This window comes from Tellurirhabdus bombi (assembly GCF_021484805.1).
Classification (GTDB): Bacteria; Bacteroidota; Bacteroidia; order Cytophagales; family Spirosomataceae; genus Tellurirhabdus; species Tellurirhabdus bombi.
Window position 1 is genome coordinate 551,978 of sequence record NZ_CP090557.1, and the last position, 20,087, is coordinate 572,064.

Consider the following 20,087-nt stretch of genomic DNA (forward strand, 5'->3'; position numbering starts at 1 on the left):
TTTTTCATACAAACTATTACTCTGTATATCAGTTATATATATCGCATTTATTGACTTTATTCATTCACCCAACAAATTAAAATAATGATATTTTAGACAAGTATTTCTAAATTAGCATTAGGTTTCCTGATTAATCTATCTCTTTAACAACTCATTAATTTATGTCAAGAACTTTAACACATTTATGGTTATGCCTCTTGCTGTCGCTACCTGCATTGGCTCAGGAACGTACAGTATCCGGCAAAATCACTTCATCCGATGACGGCTCCTCCTTACCGGGCGTGAGCATCCAGGTGAAGGGGACAACGCGCGGTACAACTACAGATACAGACGGAAATTACCGTCTTGGTGTGCCTGATAATGCAGTACTGGTGTTTAGCTTTATTGGCTACGATACGCAGGAAATTCCCGTGGGTAACAAGACAACGGTTGATGTAACAATGACTAGCGGCTCGCAAAGCCTTAATGAAGTGGTCATTACAGCACAAGGCATCGAGCGTGATAAGCGGTCGCTGGGTTACTCAACGCAGGAAGTGAGTGGTAGTCTTATCTCCCAGAAATCCGAACCGAACGTCCTTAATGCCTTGCAAGGAAAGCTGGCTGGTGTTCAGATTACAGGATCCAGCGGTGCGCCGGGCGCATCAACGAATATTAATATTCGGGGGATAACGTCCTTCAACGGTTCTAACCAACCACTGATTGTTGTAGATGGTATTATTTTCAGCAATGACGTTAATAACACGCAAAACACACTTTTCGGGACGCAGCCATCCAACCGTCTGGCGGATATTAACCCCGAAAACATTGAGTCGCTTAACGTCCTGAAAGGGCCAGCGGCGGCTGTGCTTTACGGCTCGCGCGCATCGGCAGGGGCAATTATCATTACTACCAAGTCGGGTCGTAACCAGAATAACAAAACAGAAGTTACGCTAACATCGTCTTACAACGTGCAGAACGTATATGGTCTGCCTCGTTTCCAGAACGATTACGGACAAGGTGCAAACAACCTGTTCAACCGGATTTCGACTAACTCGTGGGGACCTTCCTTCTCGTCACTTTCATCCGTCGTGAATACTCAGGGGCAAACCGTTCCTTACCGCGCTTATCCCAACAACATTCGGGATTTCTTCCAGCAAGGAGCCTTGTTTCAAAACACGGCCAATATTGCCGGTGGAGACGTAAACCGCAATTTCCTTATTTCATTGGGTAATACCAGCCAGAGCGGTATCACGCCTAATACGCGTTTTAACCGGACAAACGTACAGCTTGGGGGTGAAACCAAACTGAACAACGGTCTGCACATTACCGGTTCTGCCGCTTATGTCAAAACCAACCAGCGGGGCGTTCCCGGCGGTAACGGGGGTAGCGCTTTTGGGCAGTTAAGCCGAATTCCGCGTAGCTACAATTTACCCGAAGAACCGTATCAGGATGCCAATGGCGGAAGCGTTTACTTTGCTACAAACCTGAATAACCCAATCTGGTCGTTGTACAATTCTGTGCAGAACAGCAACGTGGATCGTTTCTACGGAAACTTTACGGTTGACTACAATGTAACCAAATGGCTGAATGTACTTTATCGGGTAACAGGTGATACGTATACCGATCGCCGGAAATTCACCGAAGCGATTGGTTCTGTTCGGACACCGGCAGGCTCCGTTACGCAGGATAATTACTTCCGCTCTGAAATTAATGGTGACCTGATTATCACGGCTAAACAAAACAACCTTTTTGTTGAAGGCCTGGATGCAACCTTGTTATTAGGCCAGAACATCAACCAGCGCAACACACAAAATCAGTATGTTGTCGGTTCGGAATTGAATATTCCAGGCTTCTATAACGTAAGCAACGGATCTGTTTTCACCAGCAGTGGAGAGAGCTCAACGCTTCGCCGGCTACTGGGTTACTACGGTCAGTTGTCATTAGGCTACAAAAATTATCTGTTTTTGGAATTGAGTGGCCGGGCGGATCAATCGTCTACGCTACCGAGAGCCAACAACCTGTATTTCTACCCATCTGCTTCGGTTAGCTTTGTGCCGACTGAACTGTTTAAAGTAGAATCAGACGTTCTGTCGTACGCAAAAGTTCGGGCTAGCTGGGCACGCGTTGGTCGTGATGCAGATCCTTATTTGCTGAACTCGGTTTATACCAGTGCAGCCTTTGGAAATAACGTTGCCAGCATCACGTTCCCATTATCGGTAGGTGGCAGTAACATTCCGGGCTTTCAAATCAGCGACCGGATTGGTAACAGCAACCTGACGCCGGAATTTGTTACTTCTGCTGAAGTTGGGGTTAACCTGGGCTTCTTCAACAACCGTGTGGGTATTGATGCCGCGTATTTTGACACGCGTTCGACCAATCAAATCTTTAACGTGGCCGTATCTTCGTCATCAGGATATGATACGCGTACCACAAACGTGGGTGAATTGCGGAACCGTGGTTTTGAACTACTTCTGTCAGCAACGCCCGTGCGCGTTAGCGGCTTCAAATGGGATGCGGCCTTAAACTTCACCATTATTCGGAACAACGTTGTCTCGATCATTGAAGGCGTTACTCAATCACCGGTTGAAGGGGGTGCTTTTACAGGTATCAATCCATCCATTGCGGTCGGCTTCCCGTATGGCGTTGTCGTTGGAACGGCCAATGCACGCGTACAAAGCGATGATCCAAACGGTTTATACTATGACCCAACGGGTCAGTATGCTGGCCAGTTTATCGTTAACGGGTCAACGGGAGGTTTTGCGCCAGGTATTGCCGGTAAGGTGATTGCCAACAACCAGCCGAAGTTTACTGCTGGTTTAACCAACACGTTCTCGTACAAAGGAATTACGCTGTCGGCACTGGTAGACGTGAAGCAAGGTGGCCAGCTTTATTCGTTTGGTGCTGTTGACCAGCGTGGGGGTGGTGCTTTGTACGTAACCGGTATCGACCGTGATCAGCCTCGTATTTTGCCAGGTGTTATTGCCACGCAAAACGCAGACGGAACATTTACTTACAAACCAAACAACATTCAGGTTCCGGCTCAAACATATTGGTCTGGCTTAGGTGGTTTGGCTTCGGAGGCCGCTGTATTTGATGCCACGGCATACCGGCTACGCGAAGTATCGCTGAACTACACCCTACCTAAATCCCTATTGGGCAAATCGCCTTTTGGTACTATTTCGGTGGGTGTCAGTGGTCGGAACCTGCTTTATTACGCTCCTGGTTTTATTGGGGATCCTGAAGTCAATACACAAGGCGCAGGTAACATCCAGGGTCTTGACCTGAACGGTGGTCCAAATACACGGAACTTCGGTGTAAACGTGCGTCTTACTCTGTAACAACCCTTTATTCTAGTATCTGTGATGATTCGTCAATTAAAAAAATCATATTTTCTGGTTCCCCTGCTGCTTGGTTTTAGCGGGTGCTCCGACTTTCTGGACGTTAACGTTACGCCCAATAACCCAACTGCGGTAACGCCAGCGGTGCTGCTGCCTACCGTGGAAGCAGGTGCTGCTTTTGCCAACGCGAATGAACTGAATCGGTTTGCTTCCGTTATTGTGCAACAGCTAGCCGGTGCGGCTCCGAATAGTACTCCTGGACAGACCGACATTTACGCCGCAACGGGTTCCGACTTTGGTAACCAATGGCGTTTTGAGCTATACGGCGGTACACTCATCAACGCTCAGAAGCTCATCGAACTCGGTGATGCCAATAGTGGAAAAGCGTACTCAGGAATTGGTAAAATTCTGAAGGCTTATGCATTCAGCATTGCTACCGACGTTTGGGGTGATGTGCCTTATTCTCAGGCTTTGCAGGGTGAAGCGAATCCGCAACCTCGGTTGGATAGCCAGGAAGACATCTACAAGGGCAATGCTGCCTTGGGTATTCAGAGCCTGTTTGATCTGGTTCGGGAAGGCCTAAACGATTTGAAAGCTGAATCTCAGGTAAAACCAGGAAAAGATGACCTGGCATATGCCGGTAATCTGACTAAATGGGAACAGGCAGGTAACACCCTCCTACTGAAATTGGCGAATACGATCAGCCGGAAGGAGCCTGCACTGGCCCGAACCGTTATTAATGAAGTTCTAACCAAAGGAACCTACATTAAAACGAATGCTGACGACCTCAATATGCCTTTTGGTGGTAGTGTCGGTAGCCAGGATCCACGCTATTTCTATACAAACGAGTCTTTGTTTAAGGATGATCTTATCTTAAGCACTCGTTACCTGAATCGGTTGAAGGACCTGAATGATCCCCGTCTGCCCATTTTATTTACCAAACCAGGAACTGATTATGTCACCATTGATAATGGCTTCCGGGGAACACTGCCACAGCCATCTACGAACTGGTCACGTTACAATGCGTACGTTGTCGGTGCAAACGGTGAAGGTCCCGTTCGGCTTTTGACGAACTTCCAACGCGCGTTTATTCTGGCCGAATCAGCTTTGATTCTTGGTACACCAGGCGATCCGCAAGCGTTGTACACGGAAGGCATCACAGCCTCAATGACGTCGGCAGGCTTAACACCAGCGCAGATTACAACCTATTTGGCGGCCAATCCAACAGTCGCTACGTTGACCGGCACGAACGCGCAGAAACTAGAGCAGATCATTACGCAGAAGTACATCGCCTTTACGGGTAATGGCCTCGAAATCTGGAATGACGTTCGTCGGACAGGCTACCCTCGCTTGACTGCCTCGCTTAACGCAGCCGGTATTGATGGTACACCCCAAGTACGGGCGGTATATGTGACGCAGGAGCAGGAGCGGAATCCTTATTTCCCTAACCCAGGTCCGCAAACCAATGTTCGTGTTTGGTGGGATATCGATTAATGATCAACAGTTAACGAAGCTAACAAATGAAACAGATAATAATTAAAGGTTTGTTACTTGCAACACTGGCGGTCACAAACTTCGCTTGCAAAGATGATCTAGTATACAGCGAGTTGGTTCGGGATAACCGTCCGGCTGTGCCTGTAACGTTTCCGGGTGCTACCACGTTCGGCGCTCAACCTTTTATTGAGGTGTCAGCGGCAACGGGGGCTATCAAGTATACGCTGTCGATACCAGCCGAAAGCGGCCGAACCATCAAGGAGATTACGACTGTAGTGGGTGGTGCAACCGCCATTAACCCGGCTTCGTTGAACACGGCCGCATCGAAGTACAATTCTGCTCCAATTCCGGGCAATGGAACGACAGCGGTGTTTGAGACGACGTTAGCGGCTTTCAAAGCAAAGTATGCGGCTGTTAATACCACACCGGCTACGGATCCGTTGTCACCACGTGAAATTGCCTTTATTTTCCTGGTAACGCTGGATAATAATGAGCAGATTGTTACGCAGCAGGTTCGGGCGCGGATCGTGCCTTAGACTGAAACGTGGTTTTTTTATAACCCCCAGGAAGCACCCAATACAGGACGCTTTCTGGGGGTTATGTCATTTTGATCTAGACTTATTGTAGCCATTTTGCTTGAATGCATTTCAGATAGAAGAATAGGTAGATTCCTCTACAGAAACAGCAGATAATAGGGTGTATTTATAATCTTTGCTAATTCTGAGGAAAATTCGTCCAGGCTACCAAGTAAGATTGAAGAGCAACCTGATTTTATCCTTTTATATTTATTTCTGAGAAAACATTGGGACTACTTGGAGTCATGATTCTTTTCCCTTCTGAAAAATATTAAAGTAAAAGTAACCAAAGATGCCCCCTAATAGTGGGTATGAAAGAAGGAGCGGATAAAATTGCTTTTCAATAAACTCCACATAAAAATGGTTAGCATAGGCTATGTACATTAACAGGGCCATAGCTGAGCCCAAAGCAACATACATAATCCTCTTTCGAGGTACACGTTCTACTACAGCACTATAGATTCCAATCAATATCAGATATAAAAGATTGGTATTAAATAAGTAGAACAGGGTAAAAGAGAGGTATTCGTGTAGAAATCTAGGCACCGACTCTAAATAACCCAAATAATAGCTATTCTTTTGGAGGACTAAAACAAAAAATCGGACCACACTATCCATACAGAGAATGAATAATGTCAATACGACCAGTTTAAACGCTTTCATAAATACAGCAAGTTATTTGGGGCATGAAATTGGTGGAACGAATTGGCTCAATGAGCTTTTGACTAGTCAAAACATTGGCAAATTCATACCAGTTAGGACGTTTCGGAAACTTACAGCCTGTCGGGAAATATAATGCTATACGAGTAATAAACTGCCTGTCAATGCGGAAATTATGTGGGTAGATTACGCTATTGAGATCACAGCAGATTCCGAACAACCTAATAATACAAGGAAGGGTAGCATTCAAAGCAGTACTGAGACGTCTTGCTCTATCTAGGCATAAAAAAACCTCTTTACATGGTAGAGAGGTTTTTTAAGGTGGTTTACCAAACTGTTTCCTGCTTATCCCGCCAGAACTTACCGCTTTCGTTCAGGTCGGCTTCGGTAGCCAGCCATACTACGGTTTCGGCTCCTTCCTCTACGGAGCGTGGAGCATTGGTTCCTCCCATATCCGTCTGGGTTTGTCCTGGATCTACGGCGTTAACCGCAATGTTATGCTTTCGCAAGGCACCGGCAAACTGCTTGGTCGTAGCGTTGAGCGCTGCCTTTGAGATGCTGTAAGCTGGCGCAAAAGTTTCCATATCCGTGATTGAGCCGGCCTCACTGGATACATTTATAATCCGGGCACCGATGGTACTTTTCTTCAGTTGCTCCAGGAAATCCTGAATAACTAAAACAGGACCAAACACATTTGTTTTCATGGTCCTTTCCAGCATTTCCGTATTTAAAGTAGTGATGTCCTGGCCTTGATCTTCCAGAATAGCGGCATTGTTAACCAGCACATCCAGGTGGTCGGCTTTTTGCGAGAAGGTGCCGCAGGCTTGTCGGATACTAACCGGATCGGTTACGTCTAACTCAAGGTAAATGGCTTCGTAGCCTTGATCACACAGTTCCTCAACGGTTTCGCGGCCCTTGTGAATGTCCCGTACAGCGACAAAAACGGCATACCCCCGTTGACACAGCTGACGGGCTATTTCTTTTCCAATACCTCGGTTAGCACCCGTTATTAGCGCTACTTTATCGTGTTGCGTTATCATACAGTTGAATAATTAGGGTACTACATCAAAAGAGCGAAACACTAAGCTTTGTTCTCAACTCTCCGATTTTGTTTCTATTCAACTGCTAACTACCGATCATTTGTTTATAAGACCTGAGCCAATGGCCAGTATACAGGCCTTTCTAGTTGCCCATCAAGACGAGTAAACCCGTTTGGTAAGTCAATAATTCTTTTCAGGATCACGACCTAGGGTCAGAACAGCATCGTACGCCATGCGTGTCAATTGCTTGGCCGTGTCTTCGCCAATGATGTCGGCATACCGCCGGAACATGCTCCGCCACGCCCGCTTGATGTCTGGCAATAGCGCAACTCCTTTCTCTGTTGCATAAACCAGGGTGTGTTTTCCTTCCATTTTGCGTTCGACAAGGCGCTTCAATTCCAGCTTTTCAATCAGACGCGTAATGGTTGAGGGAGTCAGGTGAAGCTCTTCGCTCAAATCTTTGGGTTGAATGCCCGGATTTTCAACCGCTTCTTTCAACAAAAACGCATGAGAGGCAGTCAGGCCCAGACGGCCAAATTCTTCATCAGCAATGTTTGTCATAACACGTGCCAATGCATTAGCGGTAAAGTTCAGGCAACCGCTGTACTTTGATACATGTTTTTCCCCTATCACGGTGGTGCCTCGCGATTTTGTTCCCATAATGACTTAAAAGTAAACTTAGTTAGTTAAACAAACCATTTTACTCAATGAATTGATTGCATGCACCTGGATATAATTGCGTGCACGAACAACAAAACTTATTTATGCAGGATAGTATTCAACAACCCAGCCAAGCTAATCAGTTAGCTATCATAAACGCATAAAAATAGCATGAACTAGCTATAAAGTATGCATGAACTGTTAACTTAATCAATTATTTTTATTTTAGAGGCAAATGAACTTCGGCCATCATGCACCGGGCTGAACCGCCGCCATTGCTTTCAATAACGGATAAGTCAAAATGCAGTAAAGTGGCATAATCATCCAGATCATCCCGCTGCCGGGCTGTTAGCGAATTATAGGCCGTTGTTGACATTACCAGCATTTTTTGGCCTTTTTTAGTTTTAACCAGCAGCATATTCCCGGCAAACTGGGCCATTTGCTCCATGGTGATCTCAATGATGTATTTGCCACTTGCTTCCAACGACTGGCGAACCATGAGCCGCTCATCTGGATTTCTAATAGCCGCTAAGCAAATCACCGCAAAAACATCGCCAATACACATCACGACGTTGGTGTGATAAATAGGTAGCCCTGCTTCGTCAAATGCTTCAAACGATATGGATTTGTACCCTGTCTGGCGCGTAAACTCATCCAATACGTCTTCATTCGTGCGGGGTGACAAACAGGCATACGCTGTGCGTTCCATGCGGTCGAGCACCATGCTTCCCGTCCCTTCCAGGTATTTGTTGTCCTGTTCGAAATGAGTCAGATCAATGATTCGGGCAACCTGAAACCGCTCGGCAAGATCGTTCACGATATCCATCCGACGCTCCTGCCGACGGTTAGGGGCATGCATGGGATACAAGACGACTGTTCCACTGTAATGAAATGAAATCCAGTTGTTTGGAAAGATGGAATCCGGCGTATGTGGCTCTGGTGTATCCTCATACACCGTAATTTCAACGCCAGCGGCGCGCAAATACCGAACCATCTCATCAAATTCGCGAAGTGCGTTTTCCTGCGCAGTTTCTTTCGTCTGATTGGCAATGGTTGTATCCTGAAAAGCATTAGTCGAGGCGGTTTGCTCGTTGAAGCCGAACCGAACAGGACGAATCATCAGAATATGAGAGGTAGTTTGTGCTTGCATAGGTTTATAATTGGAGAGAAAAGGGCATTCTTTACGCGTAAAAAACAAATTAATGCGCCCTGCCATTTAAATAACGACCAATCAGGCGCCGATCGTACAGCTTTTTTTATAGTTCATCACGCAGAAGCGGCAGGCTCATGCAGTGAGATCCGCCCCTGGCCCGGGACAATTCTGCCGATGGTAGCATAATAAAGGTATTTTCGATGGTCTCCGGCGACGATTCATGGCGCTCAAAACGCTCGAGCAAATCCGCCGCCCGCACAATGTCAAAACCGGCCTGCCGGAAGGCTTCGATGGTTTTATCGTTTCGGTCGTAGCCAATCACAACGCCATCTTTGAGCGCCAGCAAATTACAGGAGTCGGTCCACTGCTCCCGTGAGCCAAACGGAAATTCGTTATTACCGGAATAAATGAACTGCACTGGCTCCGTACTACCCAGGTCATTGCGACTGATATCGGTCAGCAGATCTTCCAGGTTTTCAATCTCGATGGGCTTGTGTTCCAGTCCTTTGTAAAATTGCAAAATACGCAGGTCTTCTGAAAGGTCTTTCGGGGCAAAGAAATGCATGGCATCCCGTTTTTTTGCTTCGTCTCCTACCCGTCCCAGCGAAGCCAGCAGCACCCACACATTTTTCTTTACCTGCGTAAAAATCGTGTCGATGTGCATGTAATCCCGCTTCTTCGGAATTTTCAGGATGGTAACCGTATCAACCAGGCCTTTCTTGAAAACCAGCTGCATCACCTGCTGGGCGGCGTACAACGTCGTGCGCTCGCTGCAACCAATGAGCAGATGGCGCGGAGAAATCATCATTACATCACCCCCTTCCAGCGTAGAGCGGGTATAATCGCGGTTGACTTCGGCGTCAGGCAGCAGAAAATGGTGCTCATTATCCGGAATTTCAATGATGTTACCGCGGTAAGAAGCAAAAATAGGGTGGTAGAAAAAGATATACTGTGACAACAGCGCCTCACGCGTTCGCGCCTGCTTGGCAGGTTTGTTCAGCAGGATGTGGTCGTTGATAATAATGCCAATATCACGCGTAAAGATAAAGTTGGGCAAAGGCGCAAACAGCATCGTTTTATCATCGGGCAGCGAACCGGAAATGAGGATTTCGGCCAGTTCGACGGGCTCATACGTACTCAGGCGCGTATGAATCTGAAAGCTTGTCTGCTCGACTGCGCAAATTCCAGCAATCAACTTGGTTCGGATGACTTCATCTTGCAGGATTTCCGCCAGTAGCCGCTGAATATCAATAACGGCATCGGAATGATAATAATCCGGTTGATCGGGTTTGAAAAAACTTCGCTCGCTGTTGGCGTTTATTTCCGCTAGTTTACCCTGAATTTTAGCGGGATCCAGAAAATAAAGCAAAAGCTTAACGTAGTAATCATATTCATCTTTCCGCATGGTGTCCAGATGAACAATGTCTTCAAAAAGCCAGTCCTGCGCTTTGGAAGGCACGACTTTACCCAGCCCCCGGTCCGGGCTGTGAATCAATAAACGGCGGAGCGTGCCAATTTCGGAGGAAACACTGATTTTTGTTGTAGGCGTATGGTATTTTCCATTTTTCATAAAAGGGTTCAGCAATTGCGACCGTCTGTTGTTATTGCAAGATAGGGCTTTGGGCGCTGAAAAAAAAGCTGACTTATTACGGCTGAGTAGCCGCCCTCCGGAACGAAACGCTTGATTTTGAGTGTTCAGAAAGAAGGTAATAGCTGGAGTTAGAAAATAAAGCGAGGTCAACAATTATCGTTTAAAATTGTTAACCCAACAGTAAAAAACTTTCGTTTGCATTACCTTTGCGGTTTGATAATCAATAGAAATCATTCTTTTCTCATGCTGAGTATAAATAATCTACAGGCGTCGATTGGTGAAAAACAAATCTTAAAAGGCATCAACCTGGAGATAAAAGCCGGTGAAGTACATGCTATTATGGGTCCTAATGGTTCAGGAAAAAGTACCTTAGCGTCCGTATTGGCAGGCCGGGAAGATTATGAAGTCACTGGAGGTGAAGTCACTTTCGATGGTAAAGACCTCCTGGACATGGCTCCGGAAGAGCGGGCAGCGGAAGGGATTTTTCTGGCCTTTCAGTATCCAGTAGAAATTCCGGGCGTTAGCACCACCAATTTCCTCAAAACGGCCATGAACGAAATTCGGAAATACCGTGGTCAGGAGCCGATGGACGCCGTTCAGTTTCTGAAACTCATGAAAGAGAAAATGAAGCTGGTCAACATTGATCAATCGCTGCTAAGCCGTTCCCTAAACGAAGGCTTTTCGGGTGGTGAGAAAAAACGCAACGAGATTTTCCAGATGGCCATGCTGGAACCCAAACTGGCCGTTCTTGACGAAACGGATTCTGGTCTGGACATTGATGCCCTTCGCATTGTGGCTGAAGGTGTTAACCAATTGCGTTCGCCAGAACGAGCAACCATCGTTGTTACGCACTACCAACGTTTGCTTGATTACATTGTCCCAGACTACGTTCACGTTCTTTACAAAGGCCGTATCGTTAAGTCAGGTCCGAAAGAACTCGCTTTTGAGCTCGAAGAAAAAGGATACGACTGGATTAAAGCGGAAGTAGAAGCGGCATAATCATACGTTAATGGTTGGGGTTCAGGGAGGCTTTTCCTGATTACTTCAAACGTTAAACCTCAAACGTTAATTTCAATGAGTCCTTATAATCAACCATATACTGACCTGAAATCCAAACTCATTGCCGACTTCCGGGCGGCAGAAGAGCGGATGAATGGCGAAAGCAAATCGCCCTTACACCAGCTTCGGCGCGAAGCACTCAATCAGTTCGACCGATTGGGTTTTCCAACGCTTAAACACGAAGAATGGAAATACTCGAACGTAAGCAGTCTGATTAAAGAAGTATTTGAGTTCAACGCGCCGGTTTCACTAACTGCCGACGACCTCGCCCCGCTGAGTATTGCCAAGCTGGAAGGGAACGTGCTGTATTTCGTGAACGGCCAATACCAGCCTGAACTCTCTCAAATTGTTAGCCCTGCCGACCAGCTTTCTATTCTGACTTTTCCGGAAGCGGTTCAGCAAATGCCGGAGGTAGTCGATCAGTATTTTGCCAAATACGCGGACTTCCACGACAATGCCTTTACGGCCCTGAACACCGCTTTTGCCAGCGATGGTGTGGTGATTCACGTGCCTGCCAACAAGGTGGTGGAAGCGCCGACAATCCTGCGTTTTATTTCCGATAGCCGCCAGATCAACATTGCCTCCCAGCCGCGCAACCTGTTTGTTGTTGGCAAAAATGCGGATGTTAAGGTCGCGGAACTGTTCCGGACTCTCGGCGATCAGGCTAGCTTTACCAACATCGTTACGGAAATTGTGCTGGATGAAGATGCCCGCATGGAGTACTACAAAGTACAAAATGAGTCGGATATGGCTTACCACATCGGGACGACGCAGGTGCACCAGAAAGACCGCAGCCACTTTTATTCTGCTACGGTTACGCTGGACGGAGGTTTTATCCGCAACAACCTGAACATTGCCCTGGACGGCCAGCATTGCGAAGCGTTTATGTACGGTCTGTACTTCCCGAACGGTCGCCAGCACATTGATAACCATACCTTAGCCGATCACCGGCAGCCAAACTCCTACAGCAACGAGCTATATAAAGGCATTCTGGAAGATAAGGCAACGGGTGTTTTCAACGGCAAGATTTTTGTTCGGCAGGATGCGCAGAAAACCAATGCGTACCAGTCCTGTAAGAACGTTGTTCTGTCCAACGAGGCCTCGATGAATACGAAGCCCCAGTTGGAAATTTACGCCGACGACGTGAAGTGCTCGCACGGTACGACCACGGGTAAACTGAACGAAGAAGCTTTGTTCTACATGCGTTCACGCGGTATTCCTCGCGATGAAGCGAAAACGCTGCTGATGTACGCCTTTGCCGAGGACGTGATTCAGCAGATAAAAATTGATGCCCTTCGGGAGCAACTAGAGCGCCGGATTCAGGCAAAACTGGCCCGGTAGAGCTCCTCATTGATGAACAATAAAGAATAAGTTTAGCGGAGTAGTCTGTCTATTTTATTCTTTATTGTTCATTGTGCATTAAGCCTATTTTGCTGCACCATTTCCCTCCTTTCCGTGTTACTCATCTGTCGTATATTCAATTCCTATGCAGGCTGCCACACACGAAATTCTTGATATTGAAGCCATTCGCCGCGATTTTCCAATCCTTGACCAACGTGTTCATGGAAAAGAGCTGGTCTATTTTGATAATGCTGCAACTACGCAGAAGCCTTTATCGGTCATCCATGCGCTTACACAGTATTACGAAGGCTACAACGCCAACATCCACCGGGGTATTCATTTCCTGGCTGAAAAAGCAACCGCTGCTTTTGAGGCTACTCGCGTTGCTATTCAGCAATTTATCAATGCGGCCCACGTTGAAGAGGTTATTTTTACGTACGGTACAACCGATAGCATTAACCTGGTAGCTCAGTCTTACGGCCGCAAGTTTCTGGGTGAAGGCGACGAAATTATCATTACGGCGATGGAGCACCACTCGAACATCGTGCCCTGGCAAATGCTGTGCGAAGAAAAAGGGTGTGTGCTGAAGGTCATTCCCGTGGATGACAAAGGCGATCTGATTCTGGAGGAATACGAAAAGCTGCTTTCTGAACGGACTAAACTGGTCTCTGTTGTTTACGTCTCCAACGCGTTGGGAACCATCAACCCCGTTAAAACGATCATCGATAAAGCCCACGAATTTGGCGCTAAAGTGATGCTTGATGGCGCACAGGCCAGTTCGCACCTTGACATTGACGTTCAGGCGCTGGACTGCGACTTTTTCGCTTTTTCGGCTCATAAAATTTATGGTCCAACCGGCATGGGTGCCCTTTATGGCAAAAGTGAGGTTTTAAACGCCATGAATCCTTATCGGGGTGGCGGCGAGATGATCAAAGAGGTAACGTTTGAAAAAACAACCTACAACGATATTCCGTATAAATTTGAAGCAGGCACGCCTAATATTGCAGACGTAGTTGCCACGCAAAACGCGCTGGAATACATCAATACGCTCGGCAAAAGCAGCATCGCCGCTCATGAACACGCGCTTTTGGAATACGCAACCGAGGCGATGGAAAGCATTGAAGGGCTGAAAATTATTGGTAAAGCCAACGAAAAAATCAGCGTGATTTCGTTCGTGATGGATGGCATTCACCACCAGGATATAGGCGTTATTCTTGACCAGTTGGGAATTGCCGTGCGGACGGGGCACCATTGTACTCAACCCCTTATGCGCCGGTATGGCATTGCGGGAACCACGCGGGCTTCATTTGCCGTTTACAACACTAAGGAAGAAATTGACCGGCTGGTGCAGGGAATACACCGCGTTCGGAAGATGATGTTATAAGTTTTACTTCATGATAGTTATGTTAAATGCAGCTAAAATTGCCGAGTCCTTTCAGAATCTTTCTGGTGAGATATCACTCGATGAGGCTATTGAACGCTTAATCATCTTAGAGCGATATGAAAAAGGGCTGGAAGCAATTAACGAAGGAAATACGCAGAAGCATGAAGATGTGATGCAGGATGCACGTCAATGGATTCAAAAAGAGAAATAGTTTGGCTAAATGAGGCCAAAGAAGAATTCAGAGACGCGATTCATTATCTATCTAGATCTTCTGTCCGGTACGCTGAGGAATGGGTAGATACCTTTGACCGAAAATTAGCTTTGATAGCAAGTTTTCCTGAAATGGGGCGAATTGTTCCTGAAAAGCAACTTAAATTATATCGTGAAATACTAGTCGGTAAATATAGAGTTCTCTATATCTACCTCCATGATAAAATTACAATTGTGGCAGTAAGGCATTCTGCCAGCAATTTAGATAGGTTACTATGACCATTAACGAAAAGCAAGACGAGATTATCGAGGACTTCGACCTCTTTGACGATCAGCTTGATAAGACACAATACATCATTGACTTAGGCAAAAAGCTACCGCCCATGCCTGAGCAGTATAAAACGGATTATAACCTGATTCGTGGTTGCCAGTCTAAGGTCTGGCTGCACGCCGAAATGCAGGGCGATGTCGTTCACTTTGAAGCAGACAGCGAACCGACGGCACAAATTAGTAAAGGACTGGTTAGTTTGCTGATTCGTATTCTGAATCATGAAAAGCCTGAAGAAGTGGCCAAAGCCGATCTTTATTTTATTGATAAAATTGGTCTAAGCAGTCTGGTTACATCACGACGGGCGGGTGGTCTGGCTTCCATGCTTAAGCAAATGAAAGATTTTGCCGCGGCCCAGACAGTATAAATAAATAGAAGGCACGACCTGTAAACGATTCTAAATAACGATTCAATGTTTGCACCCATGAACGAAGCTGAACTGAAAGAAGAGGTTATAAAAGCCATTAAAATGGTTTATGACCCGGAAATTCCAGTGGATGTCTACGAATTAGGCTTGATCTATGATATCAAAATTTTTCCAGTCAATAACATTTATGTGCTGATGACGCTCACGTCGCCTTCCTGCCCATCGGCGGGAACGATTCCGGGCGAGATTGAAGAAAAAATCCGGGAAGTAGAAGGCGTCAACGACGTAAGCGTTGAACTTACTTTCGATCCGCCGTACACCACAGAAATGATGTCGGAAGTGGCAAAACTGGAACTAGGATTTATGTAATTTCGTATTGCAACAGCAAAGGCTCGTTCAATACGAAAACCAAAGCATTAAACTGTCAACTTTAAACTTGTTAAAAAATATGTATCCTCCTCATCTAGTAGCGCCAATGAAGGCTGACCTGGTCAACGTTGGTTTTCAGGAGTTAACCACTGCCGAGGACGTGGTCAATACCATGGAAAACGCAGAGGGCACCATGTTGGTAGTTGTGAATTCGGTTTGTGGTTGCGCAGCTGGCGCGGCACGCCCGGGTGTAAAGGCAGCTATCGAGGCTAGCGAAATTAAGCCAGACAAACTGGTAACCGTTTTCGCCGGAGTGGATGGCGACGCAACTGCGAAGATGCGTGAATTTTTACTGCCTTATCCACCATCATCGCCGTCGATTGCTCTTTTCAAAGACGGAGAGCTGGTTCATTTTATCGAGCGTCACCACATCGAAGGCCGTTCGGCGGGTATGATTGCCCAGCACCTGGAGATGGCGTTTGAAGAGTTCTGCGAAAAAGCGTAAGGCTCACTAAATATTTTTTTGAAAGTCGGTAGTCGTTTAGATTACCGACTTTTTTTATTTTGACCCCGGATAAATTCTTTCAGCAAGTACCATAAACGAAATCCCAAACCGAGTGCGTGAACAATCGGGAAAAAATAGTTAGACTTGTCTTTTGCGTTACTGACCTAAGCCTTTCTACCCTTGACTTCTTCACCTACCGAATTCCGCGCCGGACGGCTTATGTCCATGGATGCCTATCGGGGCTTTGTAATGCTGCTGATGATGGCCGAAATTCTGCAATTTGAGCGCATCTCCGAAGCACTGCCCAACAGTTCCTTCTGGCATTTTCTGGCGCATCACCAAAGCCACGTTGCCTGGTATGGCTGCTCGCTTCATGATTTGATTCAGCCGTCTTTTTCCTTTCTGGTGGGCGTTGCCCTGCCTTATTCTGTTGCCAGCCAGGTTGCCAGCGACAAACCGTTTAGCACGTTATTCCTGCGGGCCCTTCGTCGCTCGCTCGTTCTTGTCCTGCTGGGCATTTTGCTACGCTCGGTTGGTCGTGAACAAACCAACTTCACGTTTGAAGACACGCTGACCCAGATCGGGTTGGGGTATCCATTTTTATTTCTGCTTGGTTTTGGGTCAAGCCGAACAGGCTGGATTGCGCTGGCCGTCATTCTCGTTGGCTACTGGGCGGCTTTCATCGCTTATCCACTTCCTGATGCGGCTTTTGATTACGCGGCGGTGGGCGTTCCCGCCGATTGGCCGCACCACGCCAGCGGATTGTCAGCGCATTTTAATAAAAACAGCAATCTGGCCTGGGCATTCGATACCTGGTTTCTGAATTTGTTTCCGCGAGCCAAGCCCTTTCTGTTCAATGGCGGTGGCTATGCGACATTGAGTTTTATTCCTACGCTGGGAACGATGGTATTGGGTTTGCAGGCCGGTCGGTGGCTGCGTACTAAGCTCAGTCCTAATGAGCTGCTGAAACGTTTCATTCTGGCTGGCGTCGTTGGTCTATTAGCCGGGTGGGTTTTGGAAGTTACCAATATATGCCCGGTTGTAAAGCGCATCTGGACCCCGGCCTGGGTTTTGTTTAGCGGTGGCTGGTGTTTTCTGCTGCTGGCTTTGTTTTATTACCTAATCGACGTTCGCACCTGGCGGGGCTGGGCTTTCCCACTGGTTGTTATTGGGATGAATTCCATCGCCATTTACTGCCTCGTTCACCTCATCGACCAGTTTATTATTGGTTTCTTCAGAACGCATTTTGGGCCTTCTTTCTTCCTGATTTTGGGTACGCCTTATGAATCCCTGGTGAGTGGTTTAGCCGCCTTGTTCGTCTTCTGGCTCATTTTATACTGGATGTACCGCAAGCGACTGTTTATCAGAGTATAACGAAATACATAATCTATTTAACCAAACCTGATCAATGAATCGGCTGACCTATTTCACTTTTTTCTTTTTTGCCTTAATCAATACATATGCTCAACAAAATACGCTTTCCGCTCAGGAAAAGAAAGAAGGCTGGAAGCTGCTTTTTAACGGCAAAAATGCGGCGGGCTGGCATACGTACGGGAAACAGGGCGTCGGTTCCGCCTGGATTCTGGACGACCAAGCCTTAAAACTTCACGTGCCCAACCGAGCGGGCAACAAGGCAAAAAACGGTGGAGATTTGGTAACGGATGCTGTTTTTAAAGGTAACTTTGAGTTTAAAGCCGATTGGAAAGTAGGCTCTAAAACCAATAGCGGCATCTTTTTCTTTGTTACGGAAGCACCGCAGTATAAAGAAATCTACCATACTGGCCTGGAATTGCAGGTACTGGACAACTCGATTTACGAAGGAGCGCCCGAAAACAAACACCGCGCCGGCGACTTCTTCGGTGTCGCCAACGCCCGCCTCCGGGAGCCGTTGCCCGTGGGCGAATGGAACCGCCTGCGCTTCGTACTGCAAAAAGGCCTGCTATCGGTTTATCTGAACGATTTTCTGGTGCAGGAACACCAGCTCAACAGTACCGACTGGAAAAACAAAATTGCCGGAAGCGGCTTAAAGGCAGCACCAATTAATAAAGGCATTTACGAAGGACGTATCGGTTTACAGGATTGGGGCAGTGAAGTGTGGTTCCGCAATGTTAAGATTCGTCCACTATAAGCCAAAAAGAAAGCCATCCCGCAATGAGATGGCTTTCTTTTTGAGGTTTTCCAAAGGGATTACCAATATAAAGTTCGGTGTTTGACAGCGCCGTGTAGGCGCCAGTATACTGCTAAAAACGGGGTGGCTGCTGTAGTGACTACGGTTTGTCCAAGTACAACTAAATTAAGCGGCGTACCCCACAATCGTTTAATGAACAGCACAACTAAAAAGGCTGTGAAAAGCGCAAACCCGTAGAACGAAACATACGTAAGCTCGTTTATTTGCCCATAAACGCCAATCAAAAAGCCAATTACAATGGTGTAGTACAGAAGCGCGTTGTTCTGCTCGCGAAGCTTCTCCCGAAATAATTTGGGATGCCGTTTATAGAGCAAGGCGTCGTAACAATTATTGCGCTCTTCTTTCAAACACTCCCACCACGATCCTGGGCGGATCGGGTAATCCGTCACAACGTCCTTCCGTTTGGTAATGGGAATCTCGCTTTTGATGAATTTAAATTGCAAATCGTTGTCCGCTTGCCAGGCCGTATCAAAACTTTCTTCCAGACCGTCTACTTTTTCTAGTGCGGTCTTCAGGCAGAAGCAATTGGCAGTCACTAGCTCAGCATTTTCCATGTACGAACTGATCCGTTGGAACTGCATCGTTTTTTCAGAACACTGAAGGCATAAATGGCCGGAAACCACCTCAGCCCCATCGATAAAGGCATCGACTGCGTTCCGGATCCAGTCATCGCCGGGAATGCAATCGTCGTTCGTAAAACCAATAATAGACCCCTTTGCTTCGCGCCAGCCCCGGTTGCGGGCCGCTACAGGACCACGCCGCTGGGGTTGCGCTAAATAAACGATAGGTGTGGTTTTACTTCGTTGGGCCGCCGCCTCGACGACCTGGCGTGTAGCCGAATCATCCGCATCGTCAACAACAATAACCTCGAATGTATGGTATGGTAACGATTGCCGCATCAGTGCTTCCAGGCACCGATTCAGTAATTCGGGACGCTTATCGGTTGGTAATACAATTGAAACTAAGGGCTTCATAACGTCAAATGGGTGGAGAAAATTAATTAATCGGGAACCATGTCTCCACTCTATTAACTTTCTTCACAATACATTGTTCATTATACCTTTTCTGTAAACTTATGTCCCGTATCGCTCTCATTACCGGTGCCACGTCTGGTATTGGTCAGGCCACTGCCGAAGCCTTCGCCCAACTGAATTACCGGCTTATTCTCTGTGGCCGCCGCGCCGACCGACTGGAAGAACTTAAACAAGCCCTGAGCGCCCAGACAAGCGTATTTACGCTCCAGTTTGACATACGTGACAGCGCCGCCGTATCCGACACTATAGCCTCATTACCAGACGAATGGAAACAAATTGACGTATTGATTAATAATGCGGGAAATGCGCACGGGCTAGACTCCATTCAGGAAGGAAACCTCGACGACTGGGACCAGATGATCGACGGCAATGTGCAGGGTTTATTATACGTTTCGAAAGCGGTTATTCCGGGAATGGTGGAGCGGCAGCGTGGGCATATTGTTAACCTCAGTTCCATTGCAGGGAAGCAGACCTACGCCAACGGGGCCGTTTATTGCGCTTCCAAGGCTGCCGTCGAAGCGCTTAGCGAAGGAATGCGGCTGGACTTAACGCCGCAGGGTATCAAAGTGACGAACATTGCGCCCGGAGCTGTCGAAACTGAATTTTCGGTAGTGCGTTTTAAAGGCGATGCCGAACGGGCTGCCAAAGTCTACCAGGGCTTTGATCCACTGATCCCGAAAGACATTGCCGACGCGATTGTATACGCTGTCAGCGCCCCAGCCAATGTACAGATTGCGGATATTACGATTTTGGCAGCAGCCCAGGCTTCGGCAACCTCCATCACGCGAAAATAAAGCCAGTCAGGCTTGAGA

General features: G+C 47.1%; 19 protein-coding genes. 14 read left to right on the plus strand and 5 right to left on the minus strand.

Annotation, left to right across the window (positions count from 1 at the left end; genetic code table 11):
- Window positions 1-161: 161 nt before the first annotated feature.
- Genes L0Y31_RS02520 through L0Y31_RS02530 form a run of 3 tightly spaced genes read left to right on the plus strand, consistent with a single transcriptional unit; the run spans window position 162 to window position 5,347 of the window.
- Window positions 162-3,317, plus strand: coding sequence for a SusC/RagA family TonB-linked outer membrane protein (locus tag L0Y31_RS02520; RefSeq protein WP_234735561.1), 3,156 nt, complete (start codon window positions 162-164; stop codon window positions 3,315-3,317).
- A 24-nt stretch (window positions 3,318-3,341) separates the two neighbouring features.
- A complete protein-coding gene (locus tag L0Y31_RS02525) occupies window positions 3,342-4,811 on the plus strand; it encodes a SusD/RagB family nutrient-binding outer membrane lipoprotein (protein WP_234735563.1) in 1,470 nt (489 codons plus the stop codon).
- A 26-nt stretch (window positions 4,812-4,837) separates the two neighbouring features.
- On the plus strand, window positions 4,838-5,347 hold the full coding sequence (locus tag L0Y31_RS02530; protein ID WP_234735564.1) for a hypothetical protein: 510 nt from the start codon (window positions 4,838-4,840) through the stop codon (window positions 5,345-5,347).
- 1,025 nt (window positions 5,348-6,372) lie between these two features.
- Here L0Y31_RS02530 and L0Y31_RS02535 read toward each other — a convergent pair.
- The 4 genes from L0Y31_RS02535 to L0Y31_RS02550 all read right to left on the minus strand — a co-directional run bounded on the left by L0Y31_RS02535 (window position 6,373) and on the right by L0Y31_RS02550 (window position 10,469).
- On the minus strand, window positions 6,373-7,086 hold the full coding sequence (locus L0Y31_RS02535; RefSeq protein ID WP_234735566.1) for an SDR family oxidoreductase: 714 nt from the start codon (window positions 7,084-7,086) through the stop codon (window positions 6,373-6,375).
- Window positions 7,087-7,266: 180 nt separating this feature from the next.
- Window positions 7,267-7,647 (minus strand): MarR family winged helix-turn-helix transcriptional regulator, encoded by a 381-nt coding sequence (locus L0Y31_RS02540; protein ID WP_234735567.1) that lies wholly within the window; start codon window positions 7,645-7,647, stop codon window positions 7,267-7,269.
- A 319-nt stretch (window positions 7,648-7,966) separates the two neighbouring features.
- The gene (gene ctlX / locus L0Y31_RS02545) at window positions 7,967-8,896 is read right to left on the minus strand and encodes a citrulline utilization hydrolase CtlX (RefSeq protein WP_234735568.1); all 930 of its coding nucleotides are present in this window, start codon (window positions 8,894-8,896) and stop codon (window positions 7,967-7,969) included.
- A gap of 106 nt (window positions 8,897-9,002) precedes the next feature.
- On the minus strand, window positions 9,003-10,469 hold the full coding sequence (locus L0Y31_RS02550; RefSeq protein WP_234735570.1) for an arginine deiminase family protein: 1,467 nt from the start codon (window positions 10,467-10,469) through the stop codon (window positions 9,003-9,005).
- A gap of 264 nt (window positions 10,470-10,733) precedes the next feature.
- On the opposite strand from L0Y31_RS02550, the gene sufC reads away from it, so the two are divergent.
- From sufC to L0Y31_RS02595, 10 genes are all read left to right on the plus strand, one after another.
- The gene (gene sufC, locus L0Y31_RS02555) at window positions 10,734-11,489 is read left to right on the plus strand and encodes a Fe-S cluster assembly ATPase SufC (protein WP_234735571.1); all 756 of its coding nucleotides are present in this window, start codon (window positions 10,734-10,736) and stop codon (window positions 11,487-11,489) included.
- A gap of 75 nt (window positions 11,490-11,564) precedes the next feature.
- Window positions 11,565-12,890 (plus strand): Fe-S cluster assembly protein SufD, encoded by a 1,326-nt coding sequence (sufD, locus tag L0Y31_RS02560; protein ID WP_234735572.1) that lies wholly within the window; start codon window positions 11,565-11,567, stop codon window positions 12,888-12,890.
- 145 nt (window positions 12,891-13,035) lie between these two features.
- Complete coding sequence (locus tag L0Y31_RS02565; protein ID WP_234735573.1) at window positions 13,036-14,274, plus strand: cysteine desulfurase; 1,239 nt, start codon at window positions 13,036-13,038, stop codon at window positions 14,272-14,274.
- A gap of 19 nt (window positions 14,275-14,293) precedes the next feature.
- Window positions 14,294-14,485, plus strand: a complete 192-nt coding sequence (locus L0Y31_RS02570) for a hypothetical protein (RefSeq protein WP_234735574.1) — start codon at window positions 14,294-14,296, stop codon at window positions 14,483-14,485.
- Window positions 14,464-14,763, plus strand: coding sequence for a type II toxin-antitoxin system RelE/ParE family toxin (locus tag L0Y31_RS21045; protein WP_407084055.1), 300 nt, complete (start codon window positions 14,464-14,466; stop codon window positions 14,761-14,763). Before L0Y31_RS02570 ends, L0Y31_RS21045 begins: the two co-directional genes overlap by 22 nt.
- Window positions 14,760-15,179 (plus strand): SufE family protein, encoded by a 420-nt coding sequence (locus tag L0Y31_RS02575; protein ID WP_234735575.1) that lies wholly within the window; start codon window positions 14,760-14,762, stop codon window positions 15,177-15,179. Before L0Y31_RS21045 ends, L0Y31_RS02575 begins: the two co-directional genes overlap by 4 nt.
- Window positions 15,180-15,236: 57 nt before the next feature.
- On the plus strand, window positions 15,237-15,548 hold the full coding sequence (locus L0Y31_RS02580; protein WP_234735576.1) for a DUF59 domain-containing protein: 312 nt from the start codon (window positions 15,237-15,239) through the stop codon (window positions 15,546-15,548).
- A gap of 79 nt (window positions 15,549-15,627) precedes the next feature.
- Complete coding sequence (locus L0Y31_RS02585; RefSeq protein WP_234735577.1) at window positions 15,628-16,053, plus strand: BrxA/BrxB family bacilliredoxin; 426 nt, start codon at window positions 15,628-15,630, stop codon at window positions 16,051-16,053.
- A gap of 225 nt (window positions 16,054-16,278) precedes the next feature.
- The gene (locus L0Y31_RS02590) at window positions 16,279-17,427 is read left to right on the plus strand and encodes an acyltransferase family protein (protein ID WP_234737094.1); all 1,149 of its coding nucleotides are present in this window, start codon (window positions 16,279-16,281) and stop codon (window positions 17,425-17,427) included.
- A gap of 34 nt (window positions 17,428-17,461) precedes the next feature.
- Window positions 17,462-18,181, plus strand: a complete 720-nt coding sequence (locus L0Y31_RS02595) for a 3-keto-disaccharide hydrolase (RefSeq protein WP_234735578.1) — start codon at window positions 17,462-17,464, stop codon at window positions 18,179-18,181.
- A 59-nt stretch (window positions 18,182-18,240) separates the two neighbouring features.
- Here the strand turns inward: L0Y31_RS02595 and L0Y31_RS02600 are convergent, their stop codons facing one another.
- On the minus strand, window positions 18,241-19,215 hold the full coding sequence (locus tag L0Y31_RS02600) for a glycosyltransferase family 2 protein (protein WP_234735579.1): 975 nt from the start codon (window positions 19,213-19,215) through the stop codon (window positions 18,241-18,243).
- 101 nt (window positions 19,216-19,316) lie between these two features.
- Between L0Y31_RS02600 and L0Y31_RS02605 the strand changes: the two genes are divergently transcribed.
- A complete protein-coding gene (locus L0Y31_RS02605; protein WP_234735580.1) occupies window positions 19,317-20,069 on the plus strand; it encodes an SDR family NAD(P)-dependent oxidoreductase in 753 nt (250 codons plus the stop codon).
- Window positions 20,070-20,087 lie beyond the last annotated feature (18 nt).